Genomic DNA, 21,483 nt, shown 5'->3' on the forward strand with positions numbered 1-21,483 from the left:
TTTGCCCCGACAAGCATAAGCGGAACCATGACGTGTCGGTCTTTGACACACCATGGGATCGCTTATGACCTCGAGGGGCAGGTCCACTGAGCTGGACAACAAAGAAAAGCGAAGTGGTCCGTTTTGCCCCGACAAGCATAAGCGGAACCATGACGTGTCGGTCTTTGACACACCATGGGATCGCTTATGACCTCGAGGGGCAGGTCCACTGAGCTAGACAATAAGAAAAGCGAAGTGGACTGATGTGATGATTTATCTGTTAATAAATGACACAAGGCTTGCTACTTTTTCTTCTGTCAGCTCACCTGAATTATCGAAAACAAGTATATCATCCTGGGCAATATCCCAATTAATTGTCGGCACAAAGTCAACTCGTGTTTCATACTGGTCCCAGTTCTCCAGTTTCCAAGTATCTCTCACCGTACCTCGTTCCTCAATTCTCTCACGCTGCTGTTCAATATCCTGTAATGTAACAACAACCACTTTCACATCAACTTCAGCTTTTGATTTTCCGCTTGCCTCAATTACTTCCTCGATCCATTCTTTGTTCTTCAATTCTGCTGTAAATGGAGAGATCATAAAAACATTCTGTCCAACCCGCAAGTTTTCAATACAAATATCTTTCGTTGTATCATACTCTAAGTCACGTAAATTTTCTTTATAAAATGCCGAATCACGGTCATTAGGGTCCAGATTATTCATCTCAAGAAAACGCTCTACAAAACGGCCTCCCACTGTATCACGGTCAAGAAAAGCGCATGGAATCTGTGCTGCCACTTTCTCCGCAACGGTTGTCTTTCCCGTTCCTGCTACACCAACATAAAATACTAACTTTTGCATTCTACCACCTCAAATTTACTATTATGTATTCTTTCCTATGTTAACCGATTCCAGAAAAAAACGCACGGAAAAATAATCAATCTGCCAATTATAGATTCCCCTCATTTCGGGCAAGTTAATAGTACAGAAATGAGGAATGACTATGTTATATATTTTCGGACTGCTTATTGTCATTATCGTCATCATACTCGATTATCAGCTTGGTAAGCAAATAGCTAAAAAGAAGAATCAAAGCAAAAAATGGACCACATCATCCGATAACGTGGATGTTTTTGCTGATGGCCAGCAGCTATTTGACCAAATGTTCGAAGATATCCAGCAGGCGAGACAATCCATTGACATACAATTCTATATCATCCGCAATGACAAGATCAGCAACCAGCTGTATTCACTGCTCATCAAGAAGCAGGCAGAAGGTGTGAAAGTAAGATTACTGACAGATTGGGCTGGAAGTATACTTTTTAAGAAAAAGTGGATGAAACAACAGTTTGAACTAAAAAAAACGAATGTGCCTAAATTCCCTTTCTTTTATCACCTTCAGCAGAGAAATCACCGGAAGGTGATGATCATTGATGAGAAAATCGCCTATGCAGGTGGATTTAATCTTGGTGATGAATATGTAGGAAAAGACATAAAGCTCGGAAAATGGCGGGATTATCATGTGAGAATAACGGGAGCAGTTGTCGGCATATTACATCATACATTTTTAAATGACTGGAATGGCAGCAGAACTGTATTGAAAACGGAGATGATCGACGGTGATCGTGTAGATGTGTATACAACAGAGGCTGGGGTTCTGGAAGGCAATATTATCGAAATGTTCAATAGTGCCTCTCATTCCATTGAGATTGGTTCCCCTTATTTTATTCCGACAAGGAAGGTGCTCTCTGCATTACTTGAGGCACGAAAGCGCGGGGTCAGTATAACTTTTCTGCTGCCGGAGAAAGGGGATCACTTACTGACAAAGGCTGGTGCTATGCCCTTTCTGGAGATCATTCACCATCATGGTGTGGATATATACTTGTATATGGATGGCTTTTTCCATGGTAAAGTCTTTTTTATTGATCAGAAAATTTGTGATGTTGGTACAAGTAATTTTGATCAGCGCAGTTTTTTGCTGAATCAGGAAATAAATCTGGTTATCGATAACAGTCATCCTCTCTACAGTAAAATGAGAAGTCTGTATGAGAAGGATCTCGCTGAAAGCAAAGAGTTCACCTTACAATGGAAGAGGCAGCAGCCGCTCTGGATGAAAATGATTACCTTTTTCACAACATTCATAAGGCCGTTTCTTTAATACCATTTTTCCATTAAAAAAAGCCAGTGACATTGCACTAGCTTGTTTCATATGTGTACATCATCCAGTAGCCGATTTGTTCAAATCCAAGCCGGGCATAGATACTGCCTGCTTCCGGGTTTTCATAAAAAAGGCATAATTCTTTGCCCTCTTGTAATAGGTCAGCACAAAGTTTACTGAGGCAAGCAGTGGCATAGCCTTTTCTCTTGTAATTACTGTCTGTTCCGACTGCGACTATCATTGCGGAAGAAGTGTTCTCAGCACTTGTCGAAGCTGTTGAGACCATTAAGCCGTCCTCCTCGATGTAATAACATCTTGCTGCACCTAATTCCATATTGCGTCTTTTTATCTCCAGATTAAATGGTTTGTCCTGGAATTCCGGAATTTGCTGCAGCAAGTGTTTCAGACGGTTAATTTCTTCGGTCTTTAATTCTTTCACACCCACATTATCTGATAACTTCAAACGTTCGGAGGAGGTAAGTTTCACATAGAAAAGCTTCCGTTTCGTTGACAGTTTACGTATCAGATATGGCTCGATCGCTTTCGTAAAAGGTTCCAATCCTGAAAGCATGGAAAATTCGGGATCTTCATTGATAATGGCAGCAAATCCTTCTGCATTAAACGAGTCTGCTGCATAAGGGATATAATTTTTTTCATATTTTAACAAGACTGCCTTCAACTTTCCTGATTCATCAAAATCGCCCCACAGTTTCTGAAAATCCTGCTCATATCCATATGACTCAATATCTCCAATAATAAAAAGATTTTCTGCAGGCTTTGTTTGAATCAGTTTCTGGCATTGCAGGTCGTCTTCCATTGTCAGTTGTCTAATCAAGGTTCCATCACCCCACTGTTACAAACGATAAAAAAAGATAGAGCAGTTACAGGAAATTTGTCTCCTTGTAACTCACTCTATATGTTTATCTTTACATGCTTTCAGGTGCTTGCACTCCGATTAGCTGTAATCCATTAGCCAATGTAATCCGGACTGCTTCCATTAGTGCAAGTCTCGCTTTTGTTTCTTCAAGATTATCTTCATTGATCACTTTCTCTGCGTTGTAAAAGCTGTGCAGGCTTGAAGCGAGATCAAAGATATATTGCGGAATGCGGTGCGGCATACGGTTTACTGCCGCATCTGCTACTACCTGTGTAAACTCACCGAGCTTCTTCAGCAAGTCTTCTGCTTTTTCCGATTGGAGCAGGCTTGCATCATAGTCCGCATAATCTATGTTCTTCTCCTTTGCCTGTTTCAGCATTGTACAAATCCGTGCATGGGCATACTGTACATAATAAACAGGGTTATCATTCGATTGTGATCTCGCAAGGTCCATATCGAAGTCTAAATGGGAGTCTGCTGATCGCATCACAAAGAAATATCTGATCGCATCAATGCCGACTTCCTCCATTAATTCCCGTAAGGTGACAGCTTTACCTGTCCGTTTGCTCATTTTCACCTTTTCCCCATTTTCGAAAAGGTTGACCATTTGAATAATTTCCACTTCCAGCGTATCCGCATCATATCCCAACGCCTGGATTGCTGCGCGCATACGCGGAATATAACCATGATGGTCTGCACCCCAAATGTTAATCAATTTATCGAATCCGCGGTCTAATTTATTTTTATGATAAGCAATATCTGGTGACAAATAAGTATAGGAACCGTCCTGTTTTACAAGTACCCGATCTTTATCATCATCAAAGTCAGTTGTGCGGAACCATGTGGCACCATCTTTTTCATAAATATAGCCTTTCTCACGCAATAATTCGATGGCAGGGACAATTCTTTCTTCTTCATATAAAGAAGTCTCAGAGAACCAGTTATCAAAAGTAACACGGAACTGCTTTAAATCTTCAGCAAGCTTATCTAGCTCATACTTCAGCCCGTATTCACGGAAAAATGCATGCTGCTCTGTCTGCGACTTATTAAGCAGTTCTTCACCATGCTCCTCTGCTAACTTTTTCCCGATTCCGATAATATCTGCACCGTGATAGCCATCTTCCGGCATCTGGAAATCTTTCCCTAGCGCCTGATTGTAGCGCGCCTCCACAGATAATGCTAAATTATTAATTTGGTTTCCGGCATCATTAATATAATATTCGCGAGATACGACAAAGCCTGCTTTCTGAAGAATATTACATAAACTGTCACCAACAGATGCCCCGCGCGCATGTCCGAGGTGAAGGTCACCGGTTGGATTCGCTGAAACGAATTCCACCTGGATTTTCTCTCCATTGCCAGTATTAGATGAACCATATGCTTCCTGCTGCTCCAAAATGGTTGGAATGAGGTTTGTTAAATACTGGTTATTCATAAAGAAGTTAATGAAACCAGGACCGGCAATGTCGACACTTTTAATGGATGCTTTGGAATGATCAAGGCTTGCCACAATCTCATCCGCAATTTGACGGGGCGCTTTTTTTGCCACACGTGCTAACTGCATCGCAACATTTGTTGCATAATCTCCATGTGCTTTATCTTTCGGCTGTTCCAGAATTATGGCAGGAATTTCGTCTTCTGAAGCTAATTTGGCATCAAGCACAGCCTGTTTAATTGCCTGCTTCAGATTTTCCTGCATCTCTTGCATGACATTCATATAAATACCTCCGTTATGGTTGTTTTTTCAGAACAATAGTTAAACTGTGCCTTCTTGGCTTATCTCCATTGAGGCTTGTCGAATAACTGATAAACAATTTGCCTTGTTTCTGATTCTCAGGCGGCTGATAAATAATCTGATCCGTCGTTGTCTCCATATGTATTGTACCGAATTCATGACGATATACATTTTCGGTTATTTGTTTCTTAATAAATTTCTGAAGCATGGATACCGCTCCAGACCGTTTCACACTTACACTGTCTGGCTTAATCGTAATAAATGAGTGGATCTGTTCCTCATTTTCGTTAGATTCACTAAATGTCAGGATGGAAGTCGTTTCTTTTTCAAGAAGCTGCCCCTGCTCTTCTACTATGGTGACATCTTTTTTGCCAAGATCATTGATTTCCATCGTCATTTTTATGGAAACAGGGCTTTTTTCTGTCATCTTGTCATCATCCTCTTTATTGGTCAAGTGCATTTAATACATGTAGCGGTAAGCGTGCATAAAAATAATCGTCCCGCTCATCAATAAAACGTCTGTATGCCGTTTGAAGTAATTGTTTATCTTTCCTTGCTGCACCTAAATAATATTGCTGGAACGGTGTCAGTTTTGGAAAGTCCTCCAATATTCTGATACATTCCTCATACTCACCATTTGCCAGAGCCTGATGAGCTATTTCTGCCTTATCCTCTGTACAAATTCCATCAGTTATCTGATAGTGGGATGAAATAAATGGAACTGTGTAGTTTTTCAATCCGTAAATTGCGCGCTCGTCCTGGATATTGTGGGCAATTTCGATGGCAAAATATGCATGTTGAATGGCCTGGTCATAGCTTTCAAATAAATAGGTTTGGGCCAATATATTGTGGAGATCTATTTTCTTTCTTTTATTATCCGTATCTGCAAGCAGTCTGTAGCCATACTTGCGGGCGAGAATCACTTCATTCCGTTTCCAATGGTAGATGAGAAGAGACTCTGTTAATCTTTCTTCAAATAATTGCTGTAATAACGGGTCCTGTAAATGTTCGATCCGCTGCTTTACACGCTCCGTAAACGTTCCGATTTTTCCATACTGGTGCATATCAAAGTAACAGTAAATATGCAGTAAATCCTTTAATATTAGAAAAGCATCATCCTCAGATGAAGACTTGATACGATTTATTTCTTTCAGATAATGTACCGGCGCATCAGGTTTTAATTGCTTTTTCGGCAATGTTTTTCTCTCATACATTAATTGATAGACAATTGCCCTGCTTCGGTTAGATATATTAATGGACGTACGGTTTTTTTCTATTAACCGGGATAACTCATTGAATAGCCCGTTCGTATATAAAAATTCCATTGCCACCCGCTGGTTCTCTTCACTTTTGCAATAAAGCGACAGCTGGCGCAGTGATTCCAGTTCATCCGGTCTGCCTTTTAAATGCTGATAAACAACGTACAGCGGCAGCTCTGCTTCACTTTCAAAAAACAGTTTAACGATATGATTGCATGCCCGTTCTTGTCCCATACTGTAATATCCCCTATTTTCTTTTTCTTTGAACATATTCTATCATAATTTATGACAGAGTTGCACAGATACATGAGAAAACAGGGGAATATTCATGATATAGCTTGTATAACAGGATTATTTTTTAACCCATCCCAATAAAATTTCACGAACAAATTTACTCGCTGCAATGGGTGTTTTCTCCGTTGGGTCGTAAACTGGTGCTACTTCCACGATGTCTGCTCCAACTACTTTTACATCAGACCCTGCAATTAAGTGGATTGCCTCAAGCAATTCCTTGGAAGATATGCCTCCCGCTTCTGCTGTCCCTGTACCAGGTGCAAAAGCCGGGTCGAGTACATCGATATCAATCGTTACATATACTGGACGGCCTGCTAATTTCGGCAGGACTTCTGCTAATGGTTTAGCCACTTCATATCTCGCCATATACATTCCGCTGTCTTTGGCATACTGAAATTCCTCCCGCATCCCTGACCGAATTCCAAAAGAAAAGACATTTTCTGCACCGTAATTCTCACAAACTTTTCGAATTGGTGTCGAGTGGGACAGGACCTCACCTTCATATTCCACACGCAAGTCTGCATGTGCATCAATATGAATGACAGCCATATCCGGGTATTTTTCAAACATTACTTCTAATACCGGCCAGCTTACAAGATGTTCACCACCTAAACCTAATGGAAACTTGTCCTTTGCAACAATCTGGCGGATATAGTCGCGAATCATCTCTAAGCTGCGTTCAGCATTACCAAAAGGCAATGGGATATCCCCTGCATCAAAATAGTTCACTTCCTCTAAATGACGGTCAAGGTATGGACTATATTCTTCTAACCCAATCGAAGCTTCACGTATCCTGTTCGGTCCAAAACGGGAACCAGGACGGAAACTAACCGTCCAATCCATCGGCATGCCGTAAATAATTGCATCAGCATCCTCATAGGCAGGACGTGACATGATAAATACTTTTCCAGAATAAGCTTCATCAAATCTCATGCCATTCCCCTCCTATTTCTTCGTTAAATCTTCGACAAATTTAGGTAATACAAAACTGGCAAAATGTAATGAACTCGTATAATATTTTGTATCTAATTCAAAAAAGCGTTCCTCTTTAACCTTCAGCGGGTCGTGAATTTTACTTCCTAATGTAAATGTCCATAAACCACTTGGATATGTCGGAATGTTTGCAGTATACAGTTTTGTAACAGGGAAAATTTCCGCAACATCTTTGTAAACCTGACGAATCAAGTCTGACTTAAACCAGGGATTGTCTGTCTGCGCAACAAAAATACCGTCATCTTTCAATGCTTTTGCTATCCCTGAATAGAATCCTCTTGTAAACAAGTTTACGGCAGGTCCTACAGGTTCTGTGGAGTCAACCATTATTACATCATACGCTTTTTCACTTTCCGCAATATGCATGAAACCATCTGCTACACGCACCTCTACTCGCGGATTATCCAGCTCTCCGGCAATTGATGGTAAGTATTTTTTCGAATACTCAATTACCTTCCCATCAATTTCCACCAACACTGCTTTTTCGACCGATTTGTGTTTTAACACTTCCCTGATAACTCCGCCATCTCCTCCACCAACGACAAGGACATGTTTCGGATTAGGATGGGTAAATAATGGGACATGTGCCACCATTTCGTGGTATACAAATTCATCCTTTTCTGTTGTCATCACCATATCATCGAGTAACAGCATATTGCCCCACTCAGCTGTTTCCACCATATCCAGTTTCTGAAAGTCCGTCTGTTCTGTGTGATATGTACGATTTACTTTTGCTGTAATACCAAAATTTTCTGTCTGTTTTTCTGTGAACCATAATCCCATTTTTTTATCTTCTCCCATCTGTCTTCAATATTTATAGTACATGCATTATTTTTTATTTTATATAGTGTAAACAATACTATTCTAGAGATTTTTTACAAAAAATCAAGTATTTCTTTTCCACATGTTTATTATGCCAAGTTTTTTCCCATAATACGAATAAAGTGAGACTTTTGATCAATTGATCATTATTTCCTGGATAAAGCAAAAAACGGGAGGAAACAAGCATGCAAAGAAGGAGACGTAGAAGAAGGAAAAAGATAGGGAGAATTATCAAAGTAACGCTTTTTCTTATTTTTTTAAGCGGATCTTTTGTTGTTTTCTTACTTGGTGCGAGTTTTGTCTTAGGCCCACCTTCTCTGGAACGGGAGCAGAATACCATCTATTACAGTGCAGGCGGAAATATTATTGGCGAAGAGTACGGGAAAGAAAGACGATACTGGGTAACCCTTGATCATATTGACGATAAATTGGAAAAGGCGACGATCTGGACAGAAGATCAGAAATTTTATGATCATTTCGGTTTTGATTTTAAGCGTCTGGCAGGAGCTATTGTGAAAGATATCCAGACAATGTCGTTAAAAGAAGGTGCTAGTACCATCACCCAACAATATGCGAGAAATCTTTATCTCTCCCATGAAAAAACATGGAAACGGAAAATATATGAAGCATTTTATACGATAAGGCTTGAGATGTTTTATGACAAGGAAGATTTGCTGGAAGGCTATTTGAATACGATCTATTACGGGCATGGCGCATATGGCATTGAAGCTGCGAGCAAATATTACTTTAACAAGTCTGCCTCCGAATTGTCATGGGCCGAGGCAAGTATGCTAGCCGGAATTCCGAAAGGACCATCGATTTATTCTCCTTTTCACAACTTAGAAAAAGCGAAAGAGCGTCAAACGCTTATTTTGAATAACTTATACGAAAAAAATGTGATTGATGAATCAACTTATCAGGCGGCATTAGATGAAGAACTGAACTTTTCTGATGAAAGAATGATCGTTAAAAACAGTATGGCACCATATTTTCTTGATATGGTGGAACAGGAACTGCAAGATATACTGGATACAGATGTAGAGACAATAAAGGCTGGCGGGTATCAGGTTTACACTACATTAAATGAAGCACAGCAGCTTGCCCTGCAGACCTCTGCTGAATCCACGATTACGAATGGTGAAATCCAGGTAAGTGCTATGGCGATGGACCCTGCGTCAGGTGCAATTACTGCATTAATTGGCGGTCAGAACTATGAAGAATCGCCATTCAACAGGGCGGTTCAGGCTAAACGTATGCCCGGTTCCTCATTTAAACCATTTCTCTATTATGCCGCACTGGAAAATGGAATGACATCTGCTACCACTTTAATGAGTAAACCGACGACATTCGCTCTCGAAAACGGGGACAGCTACCAGCCTAGCAACTTCAATAATTATTATGCAAATGAGCCTATCACCATGACACAGGCAATGGCGCTGTCTGACAATGTATTCGCAGTAAAAACCAATTTATATGTAACACCAGAACGGTTTGTACGCACAGCTAAAGAAAAATTTGGCATCGACAGCGAACTGGAACCTGTTGCTTCCCTGGCATTAGGGACAGAGGTCGTCAGTATGAAGGAAATGGTTTCTGCTTACAGTATGATTGCGAATGGCGGGAAAACTGTTGAAGAATATACGATTAATAAAGTGACAGATTCACAGGGAAATGTGCTTTATGACAGAGCTGCTGAAGAAAAGAAAGAAGAGAATAATGGTTTTCTCTTTTTTTCTAACAAAACGGATTCTGATCAGAGATTGCGAGCTGATCTCACTTATATTCTGGCAGATATGATGAAGGGCATGTTTAAGCAGGAATTAAATGGCTACATGAGTGTAACTGGTGCCTCCATTTCCAATCAATTAACACATGAATATGCCGGCAAATCCGGAACTACAAATTCGGACAGCTGGATGATCGGGTTCTCCCCTGCGGTAACAGCTGGCGTCTGGATAGGTTATGATGATAACAGGGAAATGGTCAAAACGGCCGAACACGAATTTGCCAAAAACATATGGGCAGGTTTTATGGAAAAAGCACACGAAGACATCCCTGTCACTCATATGGTCCGGCCTGACAATATTGTTGAAGTACCGATTGATTTGAATACTGGCTTACTAGCAGCAGATGGCTGTGAACATACGTACCCGATGCTTTTCGTAAAAGGTACCGAACCGAAAAAACAATGTACTTCCCATCTAGAAGACAATGTAAATCAAGATGAAGAAATCATCCAAGCAGAAGAAGTAAACACAGATGATCCATTTATCGAAAAGTGGTGGCAATGGCTGTGGCTTGGTGAAGAACCGCCATCTGATATCGAATAACGAATGCATGAAAAAAGGCTGGGCAAATGCCCAGCCTTTTTCCAGTCCTAGCAACATAAGAGTTACCATGTGAGTTTATTTTATAAATAATTAGCATATTGGACAAGTAAAATGAACAATTGTCAGAAATTGTTCACAGAATGTTCATCACTCTGGTAAAACCTGTTTAAGTTCGTCTGGAGAGTTTTCCCAAAATTCCGGCTTATACTTCCTGAGAAAGTCTCCTAACAGCTTTCTTGACTTTTCATCCATATGGTCAACAATAAAATGTCCTTTCATTGATTTATCCATATGATTCACATGCTCAGGCATCGACTTATATGCACGTTTGATCGAACGGTCCACGCGGATCTCGCTTCCTGCCACCCCGTGATAATATGGCCCGTTCTCACCACGTTCCACTGTCACCCACACAATCCAGTACAATTTACCGTTTGGAACTTCCTCTTTATGTGGCAGAAATTTCACACGTCTCTCGACTTCACTTCTTGCATGCATTGCACCCATATCAACGAATGCCCTGTCTTCATTCGGGTCAATGATAACCGGAGAGATATTTTCCAGACTAATGGAACCTACGCCATAACCGCCATGTCCGTCTGTTGAATCATCTTTCATTATCGTAAAAGGATTTGATTTCTTCTTTTTATCTTGTTCACTCATGAGAAAACCTCCTGCTCATATACTGTTGTCACTATTGTAGCATTTTGTTTTCTTAATTTCACATTTGCAGGTACAATAAAAGATATATTCCCAAAAAGGAGAGATACATATGCCTTATGTAACCATTCAAATGCTAGAAGGACGGACAGACGAACAAAGAAAAGCTCTAATTGAAAAAGTAACCGATGCGGTGGTTGAGACAACAGGTGCCACCCGTGAAAAAGTAGTCGTCTTCGTCGAAGATATCGATAAACGCAATTACGGAGTTGGCGGAAAAAGATTAGTTGATTAATGAAAGAATCAGGGTGATAGAGTTCACATCTTATGTGGTTGGAGCGGGGCTGAAGGCCTTCGCTCTTTTTTTCTTTCACGCCATGGGGTTCGGACACCGGCTGAAGCTCTTCGCTCTCCTTTTCTTTCACGCCATGATGTTCGGAGACCGGCTGAAGCTCTTCGCTCTCCTTTCCTTTCGAGCCATGGGGTTCGGAGACCGGCTGAAGCTCTTCGCTCTCCTTTTCTTTCGAGCCATGGGGTTCGGACGCTGGCTGAAGCTCTTCGCTCTCCTTTCCTTTCGAGCCATGGGGTTCGGACGCTGGCTGAAGCTCTTCGCTCTCCTTTCCTTTCAAGCCATGATGTTCGGACGCTGGCTGAAGCTCTTCGCTCTCCTTTCCTTTCGAGCCATGGGGTTCGGACACCGGCTGAAGCTCTTCGCTCTTCTTTTCTTTCACGCTATGGTTTTCAGAACCACCATTTTATATTTTTCCCATTTATGATAAAATATTGGTAAAAGGATGTGACGTTAATGATTCTGACAATATTTGCTTCCATCGGCGGGTTCCGGATTGGGGATATGCTGTTTGCTTTACTTAGCTTTTTCGGATTTCTCACTTTACTTGCTATTATCATTATCTTCGCTCTCAAGCGAAGCAGCGGAAAAAGAGACCAATTGCAGCGTATGGAAGAAAAGCTTGATCAATTATTGGATGAAAAAAGGCGATAGCACCCCAAGTAATTGCGCGGGGGACTATCACCTTTTTCATTTATTGCTTTAATCTGTGAATATAATGCCATGCCTCTTGCATATCATCTTGTGTATAGTTTGATTTCTTTTTCACTTCCTGCACTTTCGCTTCCACTTCTTCTTTAGTCAAGTCATCAAAATAAAGCATTGTTGCGACTAATTCAAGGAAACGCGAACTTTTCTCTTTTAACTGGTTAACGACGTCTTCCACTTCCGGTATATCTACTGGGGAATGTGTCAGAAAATCCTCCCCCTGCTCTGTTACCTGATAACGATATTGGTAATAATTGCTCTTTTGCTCTTTCACCTCTGAGACGAATCCTAAGTTTGTCAGTTCTTCCATCCGTAAAGTCAGCTCTTCTGAATATGGACCATAGAAGTGAAACGTATACTTCTCTTCAAAAGGGTAGCCAAGCTTTTTCATAATATAAATGATCTTCTGCAGCTTTTTTCGTCCTACAATCCCGGCAGATGAAGCAATCACTTTGACGAGTTTCGCATGATTGTCTAACAATGATAACACCCCTATTTTCTATTCTGATTGATATAATAATTCAAATATTCTCTTTTTCTCTAGTCGATCATCGCTTAATTGTAATATGGTATCCCGTGGATAATATAATTTATGATCAGTACGTTTTTTTCCGGAAATTGCTTCCACGATTTCGGACTGACGAGACAATTCACGCAATTCCCTGTTTGGCATTAATAAATGGATCGGGAGTCTCTCTTCCTCTTCCCCCGGCCGGTAAAAATCATACGGTAAATCGGAAGAAGAATCTACAACTAAATAATAATCAGGATCTAATCCCACCTGTTGAAACAATCGGTATAATTCCATCCATTCCTTCATTTGCAAGTTCGGATTAAATTCTACGTATTTAAAAAGTTTCCTGTTAATAAAGCGGTAAGCCAGATCGCGTAATACCGAATCATCTTCTTCTGCCCACATTTGAAAATAATAGTACACCACTGCCTCATCCAAACGTATATAATCAGATAAGGAAACATCCTCCTCAAAGAATGAAATAAAATGGGCTGGCTCCATTTTAAAAGTATAGCCTTCATCATATAGTGCCTTCACCCTGTGGAGAATCTTTGTTAAAATAACTTCCGCACTCCTTGTTACAGGATGGAAATACACTTGCCAGTACATCTGATAACGGCTCATAATATAATCTTCCACTGCATGCATCCCCGATTCTTTTACTACGACCTGATCTTCATAAGGCCGCATTACACGCAAGATCCGCTCCATATCAAAATGTCCGTAGCTTACCCCTGTAAAATAAGCATCCCGCTGCAGATAATCCATCCGGTCGGCATCGATCTGGCTGGAAATAAGGCTGACAACAAGCTTGTCCTTGTATGTTTTATTAATGACATCAGCCACCTTCTGCGGAAAGTCTTTTCCCACTCTCAGCAATACCTCGTTGACTTCCGTATCTCCCAAGATAATAGCTTTTGTAAAATCTTCGTGATCCAGTTTAAACACCTTCTCAAACGAGTGTGAAAAGGGACCATGGCCTAAGTCATGCAGTAATGCAGCACAGAGACATAATAACCGTTCTTCCTTATTCCAGTTCGGTCTGTCCGCAAAATTAATCAGAATTCTTCTCACAATCTCATAAACACCCAGCGAATGATTGAAACGGCTGTGCTCGGCGCCATGAAAGGTCAGATTACTTGTCCCAAGTTGCTTAATCCGTCTTAGCCTTTGAAACTCTTTTGTACCAATCAAGTCCCATATCACACGATCTCTTACATGTACATAACGATGGACAGGATCTTTGAATACTTTTTCTTCATGCAACTTTTCGTCTTTATATGCCATGACAAATACCTTCCTCTTTTTTCTTAGTATTAGTATAATATAAATCTGAGGGAAAGAAAATGGACGGGGGAGCAAAATGAAAGAATGGCAGAAATTTTTTGGCGGCAAGTCAGTACGGATTATTGATCACAGTGATCCAGCAGTACTCGGAACGGCGATGGCATCTTTTGCGGTCGATGATACGTTGTGTGAAAGTGCCGGCCGAACGAAAGATACTGCAGCGTGCAGGTTCTGGGTGCATGACAATACGGTTGTACTCGGTATTCTAGACAGTCGCCTGCCGAATATCGCGGAGGCTGTCGCTTTTTTAAAAAATGAAGGGTTTGATGTGGTAGTCCGGAATTCCGGCGGGCTTGCGGTTGTGCTTGATCGTGGTGTGTTGAATTTCTCGCTGATTCTGCCAGATTCAGGTATAATGGGCATTCATTCGGGATATGAATTGATGACGGCTTTTGTCAGGGAGATGTATGTTGATGTGACGGATCGGATTGAGGCGTTTGAAGTGACTGGTTCTTATTGTCCTGGTGATTATGATTTGAGTATTGGCGGGAAAAAATTCGCCGGGATATCACAGCGGCGGGTGAAGAACGGGATTGCTGTGCAAATTTATTTGTGCATCGAAGGGAATGGACAGGCCCGTGCTGATTTAGTGAGGCAATTTTATTTAAAAGGTGAGGCAATTCGCGATAAACGGTTTGACTATCCTGTAGTAGAGCCTGATACGATGCGCTCGTTATCTGATTTAGCAGGCATGGCGCTTACGGTGGAGGATGCGAAAGTGCGAGTGCTGCAGCAGTTTGGGAAATGGTATGAACAGGACCTTACGGAAGACGAGCTGCCTGTTTTTGAGAAAAGGATGAAACAGATGGTGGACCGGAATGAAAAAGCATTCAAATAACAGGAATGCTTTTTCTTTCTGTCCGGTAAAATTGGAGGGCTTCTTCATCTATTTCATATCCGATTCCCGGTTTGTCGGGTAATGTGATAATGCCGTTGCTCGCTGTAATGGCTGGTGTAATAATATCCCGTTTCCAATACCTGTCTGAACCTGCCTGATCTGCAGGTAAAGAGAAATTCGGCAATGTCGCTAACGCGAGGCTTTGTGCTCTTCCCACACCCGCTTCCAGCATTCCCCCACTCCATACAGGGATATGATGTCTTTCACATAACTGATGAATCGCAAGGGCCTGACTAAATCCCCCAACTCTGCCCAGTTTTATACTCATAATCTGGCAGCTGTTTAATGCAATTGCAGTTCTGGCATCCGCAAACGAGTGGATACTTTCATCTAAACAGATTGGTGTGTTGATTGCCTGCACCAATTTGGCATGGTCCACGAAATCATCATAAGCAAATGGCTGTTCAATCATCATTAAGTTATATTGATCAAACTTTTTTATATGGGCAAGATCATCGATTGTATAAGCAGAGTTCGCATCAACCATTAATGGAACATCAGGATATTTGGAACGGACAGCATCCAGCACAGCAAGATCCTCATCTCTGTTTATCTTCAGCTTTATTCTTCTGTAACCATTGTCAACGGCTGTTTGAATTGCCTGAAGTAATATTGAAATATTCTGCTTTCGTCCAATCGCCACACCGACCTTGACCTGATTATTATCACTGCCTATCGCCCGATACAGCGGTTTGTTCTCCCTTTTCGCAAATAGGTCCCATAATGCACCTTCTACTGCGGCTTTCGCCATATGATGCCGTCTGACCGTTTCTGCCCTTTTCATGAATGTTCCGGGCTGGTCCATTGGTTCCGCTAAATATGATACTAGTTCATGCTCGATGATAGATCTAGCTGTATTTGTCGTTTCCTCCGTATACCAAGGAGAATCAAATGCAACTGTTTCTCCATACCCTTTAAAGCCATCCTGATCGATTAGTTCAATTAGGTAAAAATCTTTTTCGTTAACTGTATGCCTGCTGTTAGCAAAAGGCTGGAGGAGCGGCATGCTGATTCGGTGAAAAATAAGATATTTTATTTGGATCACGGAAATAAGCCTCCTGACATCAATGAAGTATTATTCATATAGTAGCATAACAATCCTTTATGGAGAAAATTAATAAATGAGGTAAAGTTTTTTAAGTGAAAGTGAATGCTAGATCCCCGTTGTGAGGATCAAATATCTTTTCATCATCAATCTAAGGCTCAACGACCCCCGTCGTGATGAATAAATACCTTTTCATCGTCAACCAACAGCTCCTTCATCCCCGTTGTGATGATCAAATACCTTTTCATCATCAATCTAAGGCTCAACGATCCCAATTGTGATGAACACATACCATTTCACCATCAATCACAGGATCAACCACCCCGGTTGTGATGAATAAATACCTTTTCATCATCAACCAACAGCTCCTTCATCCCGGTTATGAGGATCAAATACCCTCCATAATCTCTGCTCTCATGCAGTTTCATCTCCTATTAAGAGCAATGAGATCTTTCCAGCAAACGCTCCGCTAAAATAACTCACACTAAAAAACACAGCGAGAAAAATCTCACTGTGCTTGTGCTGCTGTAATTAAAGCTAATTTATAGGCATCATCTGCACTGCATCCGCGTGACAAATCATTCACAGGCTTATTCAAACCTTGAAGGATCGGGCCGACAGCTGCAAATCCGCCTAAACGCTGAGCGATTTTATAACCGATATTTCCTGCTTCGAGACTAGGGAACACAAAGACATTCGCATCACCTTTAATAACAGAACCAGGCGCTTTTTTCTCTGCAACAGATGGAACAAACGCTGCATCAAACTGAAACTCACCGTCCAACACAAGATCTGGAGCCATTTCTTTCGCAACATTGACTGCTTCTGCCACTTTTTCTGTTTCCGGTGACTTCGCAGAACCTTTTGTTGAAAAACTGAGCATTGCCACACGTGGGTCAATGTTAAATAATTGAGCTGTTTCCGCACTAGCTACCGCAATTTCAGCTAAGTCCTGACTATCTGGTGAAATGTTAATCGCACAATCGGCAAAAACATACTTTTCCTCTTCACGTACCATAATGAAAACACCCGATGTCTTCTTCACGCCTTGCTTAGTTTTGATAATCTGCAATGCTGGCCTTACTGTGTCTGCCGTTGAGTGTGCAGCGCCACTTACCAGCCCATCCGCTTTATCCATATAGACAAGCATTGTTCCGAAATAGTTTTCATCAAGTAAATATTTGCGCGCTTCCTCTTCTGTCGCCTTGCCGTTACGGCGCTCCACAAACGCTGTTACCATCTGATCGAATTCACTGTAAGTACTTGGATCAATAATCGTAACACCTGATATGTTTACACCTAATTCTTTCGCCTTCTGTTCTATTTTTTCATTAATTCCGACTAATACAGGTTGTACTAATCCTTCCTCAGACAAACGGCTTGCAGCTTCGAGAATTCTTTCATCTTCACCCTCAGGAAATACGATTTTTCTTACATTTCCAGCCAAACTGTTTTTAACATCAGTAAATAAATCGCTCATTCATAAACCCTCCAAATTCTTCATCTGTATTATATGATACGCCTTTTCGTGTAATAATAAAAGCAAAAGCTATAATGAATGCGTTTTTACATGAAAAGTTTTTTGTTTGTTCAAAATTATGTCAAAATTTAGCACCCATCCTCAGCCTATCTTGTGCTTATTTTTCCCGAAATATGTTATATTAAAACAAGAGATGCATGGAAAAGGAGAGATGAATCATGCCAGAAGCAGTAGAAACAATGGATGGCTGGTATTGCTTGCATGACCTTCGCACAATTGACTGGACGAAATGGAAACAGGCAACTGAGCAGGAACGCGAGCAAGCAGTCAAAGAACTTCAGGATATGCTGACATCATGGGAAGAAGTGGCTGAAGCCCGTGAAGGAAGTCACGCTTTTTATTCCATTATGGGACAGAAAGCAGACATTCTGTTAATGATCTTAAGACCAACAATGCAGGAACTTGGTGAAATTGAGCTCCGTTTTAATAAATCCAAGTTTGCTGAGTTCACCAAACCAAGCTATTCATACGTATCTGTAGTCGAACTATCCAAATATATGTCCAAAGAAGGCGAAAATCCGGAAGAGAACCCTGGTGTCCGCGCACGTCTGAAACCGAAATTACCAAACTGGGAGCACATCTGTTTTTACCCGATGGACAAGCGCCGTGAAGGAAATGACAACTGGTACATGCTCCCATTCGAGGAACGCCGCCAGTTAATGTATGAACACAGTTTTACAGGACGCAAATACGCCGGCCAGGTAAAACAGATAATCACAGGATCCATGGGCTTTGACGATTGGGAATGGAGCGTTACCTTGTTCGCCAAAGACGTTCTTCAATTGAAAAAAATCGTCTATGAAATGCGCTTCGATGTCGTAAGTGCCCGCTACGGTGAATTCGGACCATTCTATGTCGGCAACATTTTACCAACCGATAAGATCCCGGCATTTTTAGCCATTTAAAAAAAATACCAGCAAAAGCACACGTTATCTGCGTGTGCTTTTTTTATTTCTTTAAAACCTATCCCGCTCTCTTCATCCCCGCACACATCAATAATCCGTACACTCCGCTCATTTTTCATGCATGTTTGTTTAAGTACGTGCATAAATATGGCTAGTAGGAAAATGGAATAGCACGATTTTTTGAACATGAGAGGAGATGGATAGAATGAGTCAAGATTCAAACCAATCGAGAAATCAGCAAGGATATAATCCACAAAGCTACTATGGAATGCAAGGCGGGTATCAGCAGCCGTACTATCCGTACCAGCAGCAATTCCCGACACAGGCTCAGGCACAAGCACAGCTGCAGCCGCAAATGCAAACACAACCAAATATATCCGATATTCCCGGTATGTTACCTGTCGAGCAGTCTTATATTGAGAACATCCTCCGCCTGAATAAAGGTAAGCGCGCAACCGTTTATATGACATTTGAAAACAATGAGCGCTGGAATGCAAAAGTGTTTAAAGGAATTATTGAAGCGGCAGGAAGAGATCATATTGTACTTAGTGATCCGGAGACAAACAAACGCTATCTTTTATTGATGGTCTACTTGGATTATATTACTTTCGATGAAGAAATTGAGTATGATTATCCATTTAATCAACAGCAGCAGTTGGCGACATTTTCACCAAGATAAATATATAAGTCAAATAACATCAATTGGAAAAAGCACAAGCTCTCACTTGTGCTTTTATTTATTGGAGGCGAAAAGCTATTGAAACAAAAGGCAACAATCAGTGATATAGAAACTTCACTATTTATCATAGCACTTGCAGCACTTTTCTTCGGATGGAAAATCCAGTCAGCACCGCTCATGTATAGCTCGTTTCTTTTTATTTCCGTCATTCTCCTATTAGAAGCTGTTCAGGCATATTTGAAAAAAGATCAATACTCTTTTTCCCAGCAAACATTACGGGCAGCAGGAATTATTTTAATTACCGCCTTCTTTATTTTTAAATAAATTTCACCACAGCGTATCCTAATAATATCCACCCAATAAGGAAAGCCAAACCACCGATCGGTGTAATCATTGCAAATGTTTTGATACCTGTTGTTGAATAGATATAGAGACTGCCTGAGAATAACAGAATACCGGCAAAGAAGAACCAGCCTGCAGAAGTAATACTTGCTGCAGTTATTTTTTGCATAAGCAGCCCTGCAGCGAGTAATGCTACAGTATGAAACATTTGATACTGAACCGCTTTTTCCCATGTTGCCAGCATCTTTTCTGAAAGTCTGCTTTCAAGGCCATGTGCCCCGAAGGCGCCTAATGCGACTGCCAAAAACCCGTTAATAATACCAAGTAATAAAAATATTTTCATAACAAGCTTCCCCCTTAGAAATCGAGTAATGAACCTCCATTATCCTCGTCCAACTCCACTTTCTCCGTTTTCCTTACCGGTTTCTCTCCAACCATCTGGCGCCATTCTTTCTCTGTAATCTGTTCCACACTATTTATACTGGAATGCTGTTCTTCACTGTCTAACAATAAATCAGCCAATGTCTGCACAGCTTTTGCATGTTCTCTTGTTTTTCCATTTTGCAATGCCTGTTCACACTCATGTATGATCTTTTTTAAAATTTGCTTGTCTGTAATCGCCATTCTCCATTCCTCCCGATTATTTACTATCCATTATACATTTACTATTTCATTTAAGAAAATAATTAGGATAAGGATTGGGGCAATAAACTTAATAAGCAGATACCACGTTCCGCCAATTTGGTTATTATTTAAATCAGATGCATGCAGTGCTTCCTTCCTGTTAAAATACCAGCCAACAAGCAGTGCCATCGAAAGTCCGCATATCGGCATAAGCACGTTTGAGGCAATGTAATCCATGGAATCCAGAATATTCCTGTTGCCAATCGGTGTCACGCCGCTCCATCTGCCCATTCCGAGTGATACGGTCACACCAGAAATAAATACACCAATACTTACAAGCAATGAAGCTGCCTTACGCGACATTTTAGCTGCCCTCATTAAATACGCAACCGGAACTTCCAATAAAGAAATCGAAGAAGAAATAGCCGCAAAGCTCAATGCCATAAAGAAAATAACTGCAATCACATTTCCGAAGCTCATTTGATAAAATATTTCCGGTAATGTGATGAAAACAAGTGTCGGACCAGAGCTTGGGTCAATCCCGAATGCAAACACTGCAGGGAAAATAACGATCCCGGAAATTACCGCAAACAGTGTATCCATCACGCCAATACCGACAACCGCACCTGGAAGTTTCTGCGACTTCGATAGATAACTTCCATATGTCATCATTGTTCCAATTCCGAGACTAAGCGAGAAAAACGCCTGTCCCATTGCCGAGAAATAAACTGCAGGATCCTTTAATACAGACCAGTCGGGCTGAAATAAGAATGCTAACCCTTCCCCTGACCCAGGAAGTGTGACCGAATAAACAGCCAATCCAATCATCAGCAAAGCTAATACCGGCATTAAGATTTTATTGGCAAGCTCTATACCATTTTTCACACCGACTAATACGATTACCATAGTAAAGATCATAAATAATCCGTGCCAGAATACCGGTGCGTAATCCCGGCTTATAAATGTATCGAATGTGGCACCATAGCCGTCCAAAGGCATTTGCGCCATATCCCCTGTAATGTAGCCCCACAAATAATAGAGCGACCACCCTGCAACTACACTGTAAAAACTCAAAATTAATAATGTTGCAAGCACACCAAGGTATCCAACCATAAACCAGGGCTTATCTGGTACAAGCTTTTTATAGGAACCGACAATGTCCCGCTGTGCCTTTCTCCCAATACTTACCTCCACTAGCAATAGTGGAATTCCAATAATAAGAACACTAACCATATATAAAACAAGGAATGCTCCTCCTCCGTTTTCACCAGCTACATAGGAAAAGCGCCAGATGTTGCCTAAACCTACTGCAGACCCCATTGCAGCCAACATAAAACCGAGCCGGGAAGCCCAATGTTCTCTTTGCATATTTACACCTCTTTCTATCAAACGTTGCCTATTATACATGAAAATATAATGTACGTC

Annotated in this window: 24 protein-coding genes; 9 read left to right on the forward strand and 15 right to left on the reverse strand. The window is 41.1% G+C overall.

Going from position 1 to position 21,483, the window contains the following annotated elements; translation table 11 throughout:
- Positions 1 to 252: 252 nt before the first annotated feature.
- On the reverse strand, positions 253 to 840 hold the full coding sequence (locus BMW36_RS11990; RefSeq protein ID WP_089741419.1) for a P-loop nucleotide/nucleoside kinase family protein: 588 nt from the start codon (positions 838 to 840) through the stop codon (positions 253 to 255).
- A gap of 142 nt (positions 841 to 982) precedes the next feature.
- On the opposite strand from BMW36_RS11990, the gene BMW36_RS11995 reads away from it, so the two are divergent.
- A complete protein-coding gene (locus BMW36_RS11995) occupies positions 983 to 2,137 on the forward strand; it encodes a phospholipase D-like domain-containing protein (protein WP_175480446.1) in 1,155 nt (384 codons plus the stop codon).
- Positions 2,138 to 2,174: 37 nt separating this feature from the next.
- On the opposite strand, the gene BMW36_RS12000 is transcribed toward BMW36_RS11995, so the two are convergent.
- The 6 genes from BMW36_RS12000 to speE all read right to left on the reverse strand — a co-directional run bounded on the left by BMW36_RS12000 (position 2,175) and on the right by speE (position 8,078).
- Complete coding sequence (locus BMW36_RS12000) at positions 2,175 to 2,972, reverse strand: GNAT family N-acetyltransferase (protein WP_089741422.1); 798 nt, start codon at positions 2,970 to 2,972, stop codon at positions 2,175 to 2,177.
- Between the two features lie 91 nt (positions 2,973 to 3,063).
- Positions 3,064 to 4,731 (reverse strand): arginine--tRNA ligase, encoded by a 1,668-nt coding sequence (argS, locus tag BMW36_RS12005; RefSeq protein WP_089741425.1) that lies wholly within the window; start codon positions 4,729 to 4,731, stop codon positions 3,064 to 3,066.
- Positions 4,732 to 4,744: 13 nt separating this feature from the next.
- Entirely contained in the window at positions 4,745 to 5,176 is a 432-nt protein-coding gene (locus BMW36_RS12010) for a YwiB family protein (protein WP_089741427.1), read from the reverse strand.
- 16 nt (positions 5,177 to 5,192) lie between these two features.
- Positions 5,193 to 6,242 (reverse strand): AimR family lysis-lysogeny pheromone receptor, encoded by a 1,050-nt coding sequence (locus BMW36_RS12015; protein ID WP_089741429.1) that lies wholly within the window; start codon positions 6,240 to 6,242, stop codon positions 5,193 to 5,195.
- Positions 6,243 to 6,359: 117 nt separating this feature from the next.
- On the reverse strand, positions 6,360 to 7,235 hold the full coding sequence (speB, locus tag BMW36_RS12020; RefSeq protein ID WP_089741431.1) for an agmatinase: 876 nt from the start codon (positions 7,233 to 7,235) through the stop codon (positions 6,360 to 6,362).
- Positions 7,236 to 7,247: 12 nt separating this feature from the next.
- Positions 7,248 to 8,078, reverse strand: a complete 831-nt coding sequence (gene speE / locus BMW36_RS12025; RefSeq protein ID WP_089741433.1) for a spermidine synthase — start codon at positions 8,076 to 8,078, stop codon at positions 7,248 to 7,250.
- Positions 8,079 to 8,302: 224 nt separating this feature from the next.
- On the opposite strand from speE, the gene BMW36_RS12030 reads away from it, so the two are divergent.
- Entirely contained in the window at positions 8,303 to 10,447 is a 2,145-nt protein-coding gene (locus BMW36_RS12030; protein WP_089741435.1) for a transglycosylase domain-containing protein, read from the forward strand.
- A 147-nt stretch (positions 10,448 to 10,594) separates the two neighbouring features.
- Here BMW36_RS12030 and BMW36_RS12035 read toward each other — a convergent pair whose 3' ends face one another.
- Positions 10,595 to 11,110, reverse strand: coding sequence for a YwhD family protein (locus BMW36_RS12035; RefSeq protein ID WP_089741437.1), 516 nt, complete (start codon positions 11,108 to 11,110; stop codon positions 10,595 to 10,597).
- A gap of 109 nt (positions 11,111 to 11,219) precedes the next feature.
- Between BMW36_RS12035 and BMW36_RS12040 the strand changes: the two genes are divergently transcribed.
- Genes BMW36_RS12040 through BMW36_RS12050 form a run of 3 tightly spaced genes read left to right on the forward strand, consistent with a single transcriptional unit; the run spans position 11,220 to position 12,110 of the window.
- Entirely contained in the window at positions 11,220 to 11,402 is a 183-nt protein-coding gene (locus BMW36_RS12040) for a 2-hydroxymuconate tautomerase (RefSeq protein ID WP_089741439.1), read from the forward strand.
- Complete coding sequence (locus tag BMW36_RS12045) at positions 11,395 to 11,883, forward strand: hypothetical protein (protein WP_089741442.1); 489 nt, start codon at positions 11,395 to 11,397, stop codon at positions 11,881 to 11,883. Before BMW36_RS12040 ends, BMW36_RS12045 begins: the two co-directional genes overlap by 8 nt.
- A 29-nt stretch (positions 11,884 to 11,912) precedes the next feature.
- The gene (locus tag BMW36_RS12050; RefSeq protein WP_089741444.1) at positions 11,913 to 12,110 is read left to right on the forward strand and encodes a hypothetical protein; all 198 of its coding nucleotides are present in this window, start codon (positions 11,913 to 11,915) and stop codon (positions 12,108 to 12,110) included.
- A 40-nt stretch (positions 12,111 to 12,150) separates the two neighbouring features.
- Here BMW36_RS12050 and BMW36_RS12055 read toward each other — a convergent pair whose 3' ends face one another.
- Positions 12,151 to 12,645 (reverse strand): YwgA family protein, encoded by a 495-nt coding sequence (locus BMW36_RS12055; protein WP_089741446.1) that lies wholly within the window; start codon positions 12,643 to 12,645, stop codon positions 12,151 to 12,153.
- 18 nt (positions 12,646 to 12,663) lie between these two features.
- Positions 12,664 to 13,965 carry an HD domain-containing protein gene (locus tag BMW36_RS12060; RefSeq protein WP_089741448.1) on the reverse strand — a complete coding sequence of 434 codons (1,302 nt, stop codon included), beginning with the start codon at positions 13,963 to 13,965 and terminating at the stop codon, positions 12,664 to 12,666.
- Between the two features lie 76 nt (positions 13,966 to 14,041).
- On the opposite strand from BMW36_RS12060, the gene BMW36_RS12065 reads away from it, so the two are divergent.
- The gene (locus BMW36_RS12065) at positions 14,042 to 14,863 is read left to right on the forward strand and encodes a lipoate--protein ligase family protein (protein ID WP_089741450.1); all 822 of its coding nucleotides are present in this window, start codon (positions 14,042 to 14,044) and stop codon (positions 14,861 to 14,863) included.
- Here BMW36_RS12065 and menC read toward each other — a convergent pair.
- A complete protein-coding gene (gene menC, locus BMW36_RS12070; protein WP_089741451.1) occupies positions 14,856 to 15,968 on the reverse strand; it encodes an o-succinylbenzoate synthase in 1,113 nt (370 codons plus the stop codon). The two genes, BMW36_RS12065 and menC, sit on opposite strands and share 8 nt — an antisense overlap.
- Positions 15,969 to 16,476: 508 nt before the next feature.
- A complete protein-coding gene (gene pta / locus BMW36_RS12075) occupies positions 16,477 to 17,448 on the reverse strand; it encodes a phosphate acetyltransferase (RefSeq protein ID WP_089741452.1) in 972 nt (323 codons plus the stop codon).
- 218 nt (positions 17,449 to 17,666) lie between these two features.
- On the opposite strand from pta, the gene hemQ reads away from it, so the two are divergent.
- The 3 genes from hemQ to BMW36_RS12090 all read left to right on the forward strand — a co-directional run bounded on the left by hemQ (position 17,667) and on the right by BMW36_RS12090 (position 19,416).
- On the forward strand, positions 17,667 to 18,413 hold the full coding sequence (gene hemQ, locus BMW36_RS12080) for a hydrogen peroxide-dependent heme synthase (RefSeq protein WP_089741454.1): 747 nt from the start codon (positions 17,667 to 17,669) through the stop codon (positions 18,411 to 18,413).
- Between the two features lie 205 nt (positions 18,414 to 18,618).
- Entirely contained in the window at positions 18,619 to 19,092 is a 474-nt protein-coding gene (gerQ, locus tag BMW36_RS12085) for a spore coat protein GerQ (RefSeq protein ID WP_175480447.1), read from the forward strand.
- Positions 19,093 to 19,170: 78 nt separating this feature from the next.
- Positions 19,171 to 19,416 carry a hypothetical protein gene (locus BMW36_RS12090; protein WP_089741455.1) on the forward strand — a complete coding sequence of 82 codons (246 nt, stop codon included), beginning with the start codon at positions 19,171 to 19,173 and terminating at the stop codon, positions 19,414 to 19,416.
- Here BMW36_RS12090 and BMW36_RS12095 read toward each other — a convergent pair.
- Genes BMW36_RS12095 through BMW36_RS12105 form a run of 3 tightly spaced genes read right to left on the reverse strand, consistent with a single transcriptional unit; the run spans position 19,409 to position 21,426 of the window.
- Complete coding sequence (locus BMW36_RS12095; protein WP_089741457.1) at positions 19,409 to 19,777, reverse strand: DUF423 domain-containing protein; 369 nt, start codon at positions 19,775 to 19,777, stop codon at positions 19,409 to 19,411. The two genes, BMW36_RS12090 and BMW36_RS12095, sit on opposite strands and share 8 nt — an antisense overlap.
- Before the next feature lie 14 nt (positions 19,778 to 19,791).
- Entirely contained in the window at positions 19,792 to 20,058 is a 267-nt protein-coding gene (locus BMW36_RS12100; protein ID WP_089741459.1) for a DUF5327 family protein, read from the reverse strand.
- 30 nt (positions 20,059 to 20,088) lie between these two features.
- Positions 20,089 to 21,426: a sodium-dependent transporter gene (locus BMW36_RS12105; RefSeq protein ID WP_089741460.1), complete on the reverse strand. Its 1,338-nt coding sequence runs from the start codon at positions 21,424 to 21,426 to the stop codon at positions 20,089 to 20,091.
- Positions 21,427 to 21,483 lie beyond the last annotated feature (57 nt).

The organism is Gracilibacillus ureilyticus (assembly GCF_900111195.1).
Taxonomy (GTDB): domain Bacteria; phylum Bacillota; class Bacilli; order Bacillales; family Amphibacillaceae; genus Gracilibacillus; species Gracilibacillus ureilyticus.

Excerpts from the sequence above, each read along its gene's own strand:
- pta (WP_089741452.1), bottom strand. The coding sequence starts at position 17,448 with ATGAGCGATTTATTTACTGATGTTAAAAACAGTTTGGCTGGAAATGTA.
- speE (WP_089741433.1), bottom strand. The coding sequence starts at position 8,078 with ATGGGATTATGGTTCACAGAAAAACAGACAGAAAATTTTGGTATTACA.
- argS (WP_089741425.1), bottom strand. The coding sequence starts at position 4,731 with ATGAATGTCATGCAAGAGATGCAGGAAAATCTGAAGCAGGCAATTAAA.
- BMW36_RS12050 (WP_089741444.1), top strand. The coding sequence starts at position 11,913 with ATGATTCTGACAATATTTGCTTCCATCGGCGGGTTCCGGATTGGGGAT.
- gerQ (WP_175480447.1), top strand. The coding sequence starts at position 18,619 with ATGAGTCAAGATTCAAACCAATCGAGAAATCAGCAAGGATATAATCCA.
- BMW36_RS12060 (WP_089741448.1), bottom strand. The coding sequence starts at position 13,965 with ATGGCATATAAAGACGAAAAGTTGCATGAAGAAAAAGTATTCAAAGAT.
- speB (WP_089741431.1), bottom strand. The coding sequence starts at position 7,235 with ATGAGATTTGATGAAGCTTATTCTGGAAAAGTATTTATCATGTCACGT.
- BMW36_RS11990 (WP_089741419.1), bottom strand. The coding sequence starts at position 840 with ATGCAAAAGTTAGTATTTTATGTTGGTGTAGCAGGAACGGGAAAGACA.
- BMW36_RS12105 (WP_089741460.1), bottom strand. The coding sequence starts at position 21,426 with ATGCAAAGAGAACATTGGGCTTCCCGGCTCGGTTTTATGTTGGCTGCA.
- BMW36_RS12100 (WP_089741459.1), bottom strand. The coding sequence starts at position 20,058 with ATGGCGATTACAGACAAGCAAATTTTAAAAAAGATCATACATGAGTGT.
- BMW36_RS12015 (WP_089741429.1), bottom strand. The coding sequence starts at position 6,242 with ATGGGACAAGAACGGGCATGCAATCATATCGTTAAACTGTTTTTTGAA.
- BMW36_RS12040 (WP_089741439.1), top strand. The coding sequence starts at position 11,220 with ATGCCTTATGTAACCATTCAAATGCTAGAAGGACGGACAGACGAACAA.
- BMW36_RS12065 (WP_089741450.1), top strand. The coding sequence starts at position 14,042 with ATGAAAGAATGGCAGAAATTTTTTGGCGGCAAGTCAGTACGGATTATT.
- hemQ (WP_089741454.1), top strand. The coding sequence starts at position 17,667 with ATGCCAGAAGCAGTAGAAACAATGGATGGCTGGTATTGCTTGCATGAC.
- BMW36_RS12010 (WP_089741427.1), bottom strand. The coding sequence starts at position 5,176 with ATGACAGAAAAAAGCCCTGTTTCCATAAAAATGACGATGGAAATCAAT.
- BMW36_RS11995 (WP_175480446.1), top strand. The coding sequence starts at position 983 with ATGTTATATATTTTCGGACTGCTTATTGTCATTATCGTCATCATACTC.
- BMW36_RS12030 (WP_089741435.1), top strand. The coding sequence starts at position 8,303 with ATGCAAAGAAGGAGACGTAGAAGAAGGAAAAAGATAGGGAGAATTATC.
- BMW36_RS12095 (WP_089741457.1), bottom strand. The coding sequence starts at position 19,777 with ATGAAAATATTTTTATTACTTGGTATTATTAACGGGTTTTTGGCAGTC.
- BMW36_RS12035 (WP_089741437.1), bottom strand. The coding sequence starts at position 11,110 with ATGAGTGAACAAGATAAAAAGAAGAAATCAAATCCTTTTACGATAATG.